Here is an 8010-nt window from a genome sequence, read left to right as displayed (position 1 = left end):
CGAGGATCGGGCCGCACCGATCCTCGTACACCCCGGTCGACGCGCGGGTCGAGGCGATGATGACGCGGGCGGATCGGCAGGCGGGGGAGCCAGCGGTGCTGGCTGGCCGTTGAGGCCGGGCGCATCCAGCGGAGCGTCCAGGGCGGCGGGCGCCGGAACTTCGCGCGGCGTCGGGCCCGACAGCGGGCCGCCGCACACGGGCCACGCGCCGCGGCCCTGAGTGGCCAGCACGCGCTCCGCGACGGCGATCTGCTGGTCCCTGGTGGCCAATTCGGCCGACGGGGCGTACTGGCCGCCGCCGTGTGAGGCCCAGGTGCTCGAGCTGAATTGCACGCCACCGTGGTAGCCGTTGCCGGTGTTGATGCCCCAGTTGCCGCCCGACTCGCAACGGGCTACCTGGTCCCATTCGCCGTCGGTGGCCGCGGCCGCCTGGCCGGCCAGGGCGATGCTGCCGCCACCGAGGACCGCCCCGGTGACGGCGATCTTGGCGACGCTGATGTTCGACGTGCTGGGCTTACGGTGACGTCCACTCATAGGCCGTGAAGGATCCTCTCGTGTCACGCGCCTGCGAGGTCAGCTGTCGGGTTCGGGTTGGAGAGGCCACCCGGCCGTCATCGAACTCAGTGCGTATCCACTGCAAACGACGTCGGCTTCACCCCAAGGGGCCGCATGCGGCCCCAGTCCGATCACGGTGGACCGGTGGGTCCCCCGCCTCCATCCACGTAGGTCGGTGGGCCCCTGCCTATTGGATGGAGCTCGGCGCGATAGGGAGGGGAGGTCCGCCAATTCGGTTGTCTTGGCGAGCCTTCGGAGAAACGTAGCGGTTTCTGTTGGTCCCGTCACGTTCTGCGAAACCCGGCGTTTCCCTCTCGGCCATGTGCGAAAACCCGAGGAACACGCGGCATTCACGCAGGTCACTGAGCTCGATATCGGAGCGTGATTGCGCCGTTATCATTCCGTTACGTGACGCATTTCACAGTTTTAGCCGCCGGCGAAAGGCGGTAGAACGTCGATCGTGTTGCCGGCGCGTAACGTTGCGGTCTCGTCGCGGACCGCGACCCCGTCGCACAGGTAGGAGCATCTGCTCAACACGTCGGCGAGTCGAGACCCCCGGACGGCGAGGCGCCCGACCAGCTCGGCCACCGTCGTTCCCGGGCGTACCACCAGCGTCTCCGACTCGGCCCCCGCAGCTGCCCGCGCGGCCGCGAAATAGCGCACGGTCACCTGAATCCCGTCTTGCTGAACGGCGGCCTGACCCATCGGGCTAGCCACCGATCGCACTCATCGGACGATCGGGCTGGATGAAGTTCGGGTCGTTGATGCCGTGACCGGCCGGCTTGCCCCACATCGCGACGCGCCACGCCGTCTCGATCGCGTCGTCGGACGCACCGCCGCGCAGCAGGGTTCGCAGGTCGGTTTCCACGGCCGAGAACAGGCAGCTGCGCACCTGGCCGTCGGCCGTGAGGCGGGTGCGGTCACAAGCCGAACAGAACGCGTGGGAAACCGACGCGATGACGCCGAACTTCCCGCTGGGCGTGCCCGGGCCGGTGTCGACCAGCCACAGCTCGGCGGGCGCCGAGCCGCGCGGCGCCGGGTCAGGACGGAGCCGAAAGTGCGGGCGCAGCGCGTCGAGCACGTCGTCGGCGCTCAGCGCCGCGCCCCGGCGCCACTGGTGCCCGGCATCGAGCGGCATCTGCTCGATGACCCGCAATTGATAGCCGTAATCGAGGCAGAACCGCAGCAGCGCGACGACGTCCTCGCGACCGGTGACGGGGTCGAGCACGGCATTGACCTTGACCGGCGTCAAGCCCGCGTCGTGGGCGGCGGCCAGGCCGGCGAGCACCTCGTCGAGCCGGTTCCGTCGGGTGATCGCCGCGAAATGGTCGGGGTCCACGGTGTCCATCGAGACGTTGACGCGATTCAGGCCCGCCTGGGCGAGCGCGGCGGCCCGCCGTGCCAGCCCGACGCCGTTAGTGGTCAGCGAAATCTCTGGGCGCGGCCGCAGGCCGGCCGCCGCCGCGACCACTTCTTCGAGGTGTCGCACCAACAGTGGCTCGCCGCCGGTGAACCGCACGCTGGTCACCCCTAAACGGGTGACGGCGATGTGCATGAGCCGAGCCAATTCATCGGGGCGGAGCAGGTGCTCGCCGGGCAGCCAGTCCAGGCCTTCGGCCGGCATGCAGTAGGTGCAGCGCAGGTTGCAGCGGTCGGTCAGCGAGACGCGCAGGTCGGTGGCGACGCGCCCGTAGGTGTCGACCAACGGACCCGCGGTCGGCGCGTCCCGCGCGGCCTCACCGCCGGTGCGGCCGGGCACGGTGGGTAGGCCCAGTGCGGTCGGCGTCATGCTGCCGCCGGGAGGTAGTGGGACGGTGAACTGACCGGGACGATCTGCTTGCCCAGGGGCATCAACGAAACCGGGATCAGCTTGAGGTTGGCCAACGCGAGCGGGATGCCGACGATGGTGACCGCCATCGCCAGCGCGCTGATCAGGTGACCGATCGCCAGCCATAGGCCGAACAACAGCACCCAGATGACGTTGCCGATCAGGGCCCCCGTTCCGGCTGTGGGTTTGTCGACGATCGTGCGGCCGAACGGCCACAACGCGTACGAGGCGATACGCAGCGACGCGAAGCCGAACGGGATGGTGATGATCAGCAGGAAGCTGACGAGCGCCGCAACCACGTATCCGGCCGCCATCCACAGGCCGCCGAACACGAGCCAGATGATGTTCAGGATCAGGCGCATATCTCCTCCACCGGTAATACCCAGCGTACCGAGTGGGCAATAACGGGGGTGCTCGCGAGGCAGGCACCCGAGTAGGATCTACAGACCAAACGGCGTCCTGCGCAGGCGGGACGCTTATTGTGTTGGCCATTCAATTGATCCGTTAGACAAGCAGGTGAGACCAGTGCCGACCGGCAAGGTTAAGTGGTACGACGCCGACAAGGGGTTTGGGTTCCTGTCGCAAGAGGACGGCGAAGATGTGTACGTCCGCTCGTCGGCGTTGCCCGCTGGGGTCGAGGGGCTCAAAGCGGGCCAGCGCGTGGAGTTCGGGATCGCCTCCGGGCGGCGCGGACCGCAAGCGTTGAGCCTCAAGTTGATCGAGCCGCCGCCCAGCCTCACCAAGTCCCAAGGCCGCCGCGAGACGCCCGTCGAGCACAAACACAGTCCTGACGAACTGCACGGCATGGTCGAGGACATGATCACGCTGCTGGAGGGCGCCGTGCAGCCCGAGTTGCGCAAGGGGCGCTACCCGGACCGCAAGACGGCACGACGGGTTTCCGAGGTGGTGCGGGCGGTCGCCCGGGAACTCGACGCCTAGCTCATTCGGCGCCGGGCGCCCGGGTGCCTCCTCCCTGCGCGGAAGGGGTGAGGAAGTGGCGATCACGGGGTATTCCCACCTCGCCACAGTCGTCGAGCGAGGAGGCTGCGATGGCACAGCAAGCGCATGTCACCGAGGAGCAAGCCAGGGCGCTGGCCGAGGAGTCTCGCGAAACCGGTTGGGATAAACCATCTTTCGCAAAAGAGCTATTTCTCGGCCGTTTTCCGTTGGAGCTCATCCACCCGTTTCCCAAACCATCCGATGCCGACGAGGCGCGCACCCGCGCGTTTCTCGACAAGTTGCGCGACTTCCTCCGCAGCGTTGACGGCAGCGTCATCGAACGCGACGCGCAAATTCCCGACGAGTATGTGAAGGGGCTAGCCGAGCTGGGCTGTTTCGGCATGAAGATTCCGTCGGAATACGGCGGCCTGAACATGTCACAAGTGGCCTACAACCGGGCGCTGATGATGGTTTCGTCCGTTCATCCCAGCCTCGGTGCGCTGTTGTCGGCCCATCAGTCGATCGGAGTGCCGGAGCCGCTCAAACTCGCCGGCACCCCGGAGCAGAAGAAGAAGTTCTTGCCCCGGTGTGCCGCGGGCGCCATATCGGCGTTTCTGCTGACCGAACCGGACGTCGGCTCCGATCCGGCACGGCTGGCCTCAACCGCAACACCCGTCGAAGATGGGGCCGCCTACGAACTCGACGGCGTGAAGTTGTGGACCACCAACGGCGTGGTCGCCGAACTGCTGGTCGTCATGGCCCGGGTGCCCCGCCGCGATGGGCACCGCGGTGGCATCAGCGCTTTCGTTGTCGAGGCCGATTCGCCCGGCATCACCGTGGAGCGGCGCAACAAATTCATGGGATTGCGCGGCATCGAGAACGGGGTCACCAGGCTGCACCGCGTTCGGGTGCCGAGCGAAAATTTGATCGGCCGCGAGGGTGACGGATTGAAGATCGCGCTGACCACGCTTAACGCCGGGCGGCTGTCGATTCCCGCGAACGCGACGGGTTCGTCCAAGTGGGGCCTGAAGGTGGCGCGCGAGTGGGCGGGGGAGCGCGTGCAATGGGGCAAGCCGCTGGCCGAGCACGAAGCGGTGGCCCACAAGATCTCGTTCATCGCGGCGACCAACTATGCGCTCGACGCGGTGCTCGAGCTCTCCGGGCAGATGGCCGACGAAGGGCGCAACGACATCCGGATCGAGGCGGCCTTGGCCAAGCTGTGGTCCAGCGAGATGGCGTGCATCATCGCGGACGAGGTCATGCAGATCCGCGGTGGTCGCGGCTATGAGACGGCGGAGTCGCTGGCCGCGCGCGGCGAACGCGCGGTGCCGGTCGAACAGGTATCGCGCGACCTGCGGATCAATCGCATCTTCGAAGGATCCAGCGAGATCATGAGGCTGCTCATCGCCCGGGAGGCGGTCGATGCCCACCTGTCTGCGGCCGGTGACCTCGCGAAGCCTGACGCTGGTTTGCGGCAGAAGGCCGCGGCGGCGGTCGGCGCCAGCGGATTCTACGCAAAGTGGTTGCCCCAGCTCGTTTTTGGAGAAGGCCAGCGACCCATGGCCTACAGCGAATTCGGACCGCTGGCCTCGCACCTGCGGTTCGTCGAACGCTCCAGTCGCAAGCTGGCCCGCAACACCTTCTACGGAATGGCGCGGTGGCAAGCCAAACTGGAGCAGCGCCAGGGTTTCCTGGGGCGCATCGTCGACGTCGGTGCCGAGCTGTTCGCGATGTCCGCGGCCTGCGTGCGGGCCGAGGCCCAGCGCGCCGACGACCCGGCGGTCGGTCAACAGGCCTACGAGCTGGCCGATACGTTTTGCCGGCAGGCCGCCCTGCGGGTCGAGGCGCTGTTCGACGCATTGTGGACCAATACCGACGACTGCGACGTCCGGCTGACCCGCGAGGTGGTTGGGAGCCGTTACACCTGGCTCGAGGACGGCATCATCGACCAGTCGGAGGGCACTGGCCCGTGGATCGCCCACTGGGAGCAGGGCGCATCAACCGAAACGAATCTGGCCCGGCGGTTTCTGGGTTCCTAGCCGACATTCGAGCGAAACAAGGGGAATATGGCCACCTATGTTGCCGGCGCGGGTGAATTCACCCGCGACACCAACTACATCACCACCCGCATCACCGCCGATGGGCGAGACGGCTATCCCGTTGAGCCGGGCCGGTATCGGCTGATTGTCGCCAGAGCGTGCCCCTGGGCCAACCGGGCCATCATCGTCCGGCGTCTGCTTGGCCTGGAAAGCGTTCTCTCCATTGGCTTTTGCGGACCGACCCATGACGAACGCAGTTGGACGTTCGATCTCGATCCGGGCGGGGTCGACCCCGTGTTGAAGATCCCGCGGCTACAGGACGCCTACTTCAAGCGCTTCCCCGACTACCCGAAAGGCATCACGGTCCCCGCGATCGTCGACGTCCCGTCTGGTGCGGTCGTCACGAATGATTTCGCGCAGATGACCTTGGATTTCTCGACGGAATGGGCCGCCTACCACCGCGACGGTGCGCCCGAGCTGTACCCCGAACGGCTGCGCGCCGAGATCGACGAGGTGAACAAGCGGGTTTACACCGAGATCAACAACGGCGTGTATCGGTGCGGCTTCGCCGGATCGCAACAGTCCTATGACGCCGCATACGACCGGCTGTTCGCCGCGTTGGATTGGGTTAGCGATCGCCTGGCCGATCAGCGATATCTGGTGGGCGACACCATAACTGAGGCCGACGTGCGGCTGTTCACCACGCTCGCCCGCTTCGACCCGGTCTACCACGGGCACTTCAAGTGCAACCGAAGCAAACTGAGCGAGATGCCGGTGTTGTGGGCGTATGCGCGCGATCTGTTCCAGACGCCCGGGTTCGGCGACACCATCGATTTCGTTCAGATCAAGCAGCACTACTACATCGTGCACGCCGACATCAACCCCACCCGCATCGTGCCCAAGGGTCCGGACCTGACGGGCTGGCTGTCACCGCATGGTCGAGAGGCATTGGGAGGAAAGCCTTTCGGGGATGGGACACCGCCCGGGACTCCGGTCGAAGGGGAGCGGGTGCCCGCCGGGCACGGTGCCTGACCGGTCCCGGGAGTTTCGGCCTCGGCGCTCAATAGTTCAGGCGCACAGACCATTCCGCGTGCGGGACGTCGCGCAGCTCACCGGCCGGGTCCACCACGAGCGTCAGCAACTGCACGACTATCCCGACCAGCCGCCCGCGGTGCGGGTCGACCGGGGGGATGGTGACGGCGAAGCGGGTGTTCGGCCGAAAGATGGTGCTGGTGGTGTTGGTTGGGTCCTCGTACACCTGTAGCAAACGCCAGGGCGCCCGGTAGATCGCGTCGGGCACCGAGAGCTGCACCGGGTAGCGCTCACTGACCTTCAGCTCGCCCTGGGCTTGCGGCGTGTCACATTGGTCGAGGTTGAGCACGCTGCAGTACAGGTAGGGCCCCACCCTCGCGAGGTGGCCGTGTGAATACGCGCTGATCTCCGGGCGCTGCGGGCCGGACGGACGCGCCAGCAGCCAGGTGCCGACCCCGACGGCCACGCACAACAGAGTCATCAGGCCGGCGAGCAGCACGGCCACGCCGCGTTTCACTCAGGCACCACCGCCGGGCTGCCGCGGCGCACGCCCTCCTGCTCGACCATGACCGGCCTATTACCTCCGAGGCCCGGAATCAGTGAATTCCCTTGGAAGCTGACCAGCGTCTGCGCCAACCCCAGGATGAGTATTGCAGTGACCGCGGTGAAGCCAACCCACAGCTCGGTGTAAACCAAGACGCCCACCGCTCCACCCAGCACCCAGGCCAGCTGCAGCGTCGACTCCGATCGCCCGAAGCCCGAGGCCCGCGATTCCTCGGGCAGGTCGTTTTGCAACGAGGCGTCCAGCGAGGCCTTCGCGATGGCGCTGGAGCCCGACGTGACCAGGGTGGCGATCACGGCGGCCACCAGGGTCCCCGCCACCGACGCGGCCAGCGCGACCGCCGAGACCGCCAGCGTGCAGCGGACCACCAGCACGGCCGGCCGACCCAGCTGCAGGCGTGCGGCGGCGAAGTTTCCAGCGAAGTTGCCGATGCCGGCCGCTGCCCCGATCATGCCCAGCATGCCCAGCTGAACCCAGCCGTTGGCCTGGTGCGCCTTCGCGACGAACGCCGGGTACAAGAACAGAAAGCCGACCATGACCTTAATGGTGCAGTTGCCCCATAACGAGGTAATGATGTTGCGTCCCAGCGGCTGTCGCAGCGTTGCGGTGGCCTTCTTGGGGACCTTCTTGACTTCCTCGGGCCAGGCCCGTCGCTGCGGTTCGCTGTCCTGGCGGTAGCTCAAGGTGGCCGGCACCTCGCCCGCCGTCACCTCGACCCAGCGCGGGATGCGCATCGACAGTGCCGCTCCGACGATGGTGACCGCGATGACGACAAACAACGCGCCGGGCAGTTTGAACAAGTGGGTGCAGACGAACTCGACGCCGGCCGCGACGGCCCCGCCGGCGATGGTGCCGCCCAGCAGACCGAACACGGTCAGCCGCGAGTTCACCCGCACCAGGTCGATGGTCGGCGGCATGACCCGCGGCGTGACGGCGCTGCGCAGCACGCTGAACGACTTGGAGAACACCATCATGGCCAGCGCGCACGGGTAGAGCACCCACGACGGGTAGCTCCCGCTGGCGCCGTCGTAATTCAAGATCAGCACCAGCGCCAA

General features: G+C 67.0%; 9 protein-coding genes and 1 riboswitch. Of the genes, 3 read left to right on the top strand and 6 right to left on the bottom strand.

What is annotated here, in order from left to right:
- The 4 genes from A5711_RS00530 to A5711_RS00515 all read right to left on the bottom strand — a co-directional run.
- Nucleotides 1-534 (bottom strand): transglycosylase family protein (locus A5711_RS00530; protein WP_231987395.1); only part of this gene is annotated, 534 nt, incomplete at its 3' end.
- Nucleotides 535-546: 12 nt separating this feature from the next.
- A riboswitch (cyclic di-AMP (ydaO/yuaA leader) is annotated at nt 547-772 on the bottom strand.
- Nucleotides 773-981: 209 nt separating this feature from the next.
- A complete protein-coding gene (locus A5711_RS00525) occupies nt 982-1260 on the bottom strand; it encodes a MoaD/ThiS family protein (protein WP_067943024.1) in 279 nt (92 codons plus the stop codon).
- 4 nt (nt 1261-1264) lie between these two features.
- Nucleotides 1265-2344: a GTP 3',8-cyclase MoaA gene (gene moaA / locus A5711_RS00520; RefSeq protein WP_067943020.1), complete on the bottom strand. Its 1080-nt coding sequence runs from the start codon at nt 2342-2344 to the stop codon at nt 1265-1267.
- Entirely contained in the window at nt 2341-2745 is a 405-nt protein-coding gene (locus tag A5711_RS00515) for a YccF domain-containing protein (protein ID WP_067943017.1), read from the bottom strand. Before A5711_RS00515 ends, moaA begins: the two co-directional genes overlap by 4 nt.
- Nucleotides 2746-2908: 163 nt before the next feature.
- On the opposite strand from A5711_RS00515, the gene A5711_RS00510 reads away from it, so the two are divergent.
- From A5711_RS00510 to A5711_RS00500, 3 genes are all read left to right on the top strand, one after another.
- A complete protein-coding gene (locus tag A5711_RS00510; protein WP_067943014.1) occupies nt 2909-3322 on the top strand; it encodes a cold-shock protein in 414 nt (137 codons plus the stop codon).
- Between the two features lie 110 nt (nt 3323-3432).
- A complete protein-coding gene (locus A5711_RS00505) occupies nt 3433-5361 on the top strand; it encodes an acyl-CoA dehydrogenase family protein (RefSeq protein ID WP_067943011.1) in 1929 nt (642 codons plus the stop codon).
- A 27-nt stretch (nt 5362-5388) separates the two neighbouring features.
- Nucleotides 5389-6393 (top strand): glutathione S-transferase family protein, encoded by a 1005-nt coding sequence (locus A5711_RS00500; protein WP_067943009.1) that lies wholly within the window; start codon nt 5389-5391, stop codon nt 6391-6393.
- A gap of 28 nt (nt 6394-6421) precedes the next feature.
- On the opposite strand, the gene A5711_RS00495 is transcribed toward A5711_RS00500, so the two are convergent.
- Entirely contained in the window at nt 6422-6910 is a 489-nt protein-coding gene (locus tag A5711_RS00495) for a DUF2771 domain-containing protein (protein ID WP_082948247.1), read from the bottom strand.
- On the bottom strand, nt 6907-8010 hold a 1104-nt coding region (locus A5711_RS00490), incomplete at its 5' end, for an MFS transporter (protein WP_067943000.1). The genes A5711_RS00490 and A5711_RS00495, both read right to left, overlap by 4 nt.

It is taken from the genome of Mycobacterium sp. E2238, from assembly GCF_001672665.1.
Lineage (GTDB): Bacteria > Actinomycetota > Actinomycetes > Mycobacteriales > Mycobacteriaceae > Mycobacterium.
The sequence above is the reverse complement of the archived record's forward strand: the minus strand, read 5'-3'. Positions and strand labels throughout refer to the sequence as shown.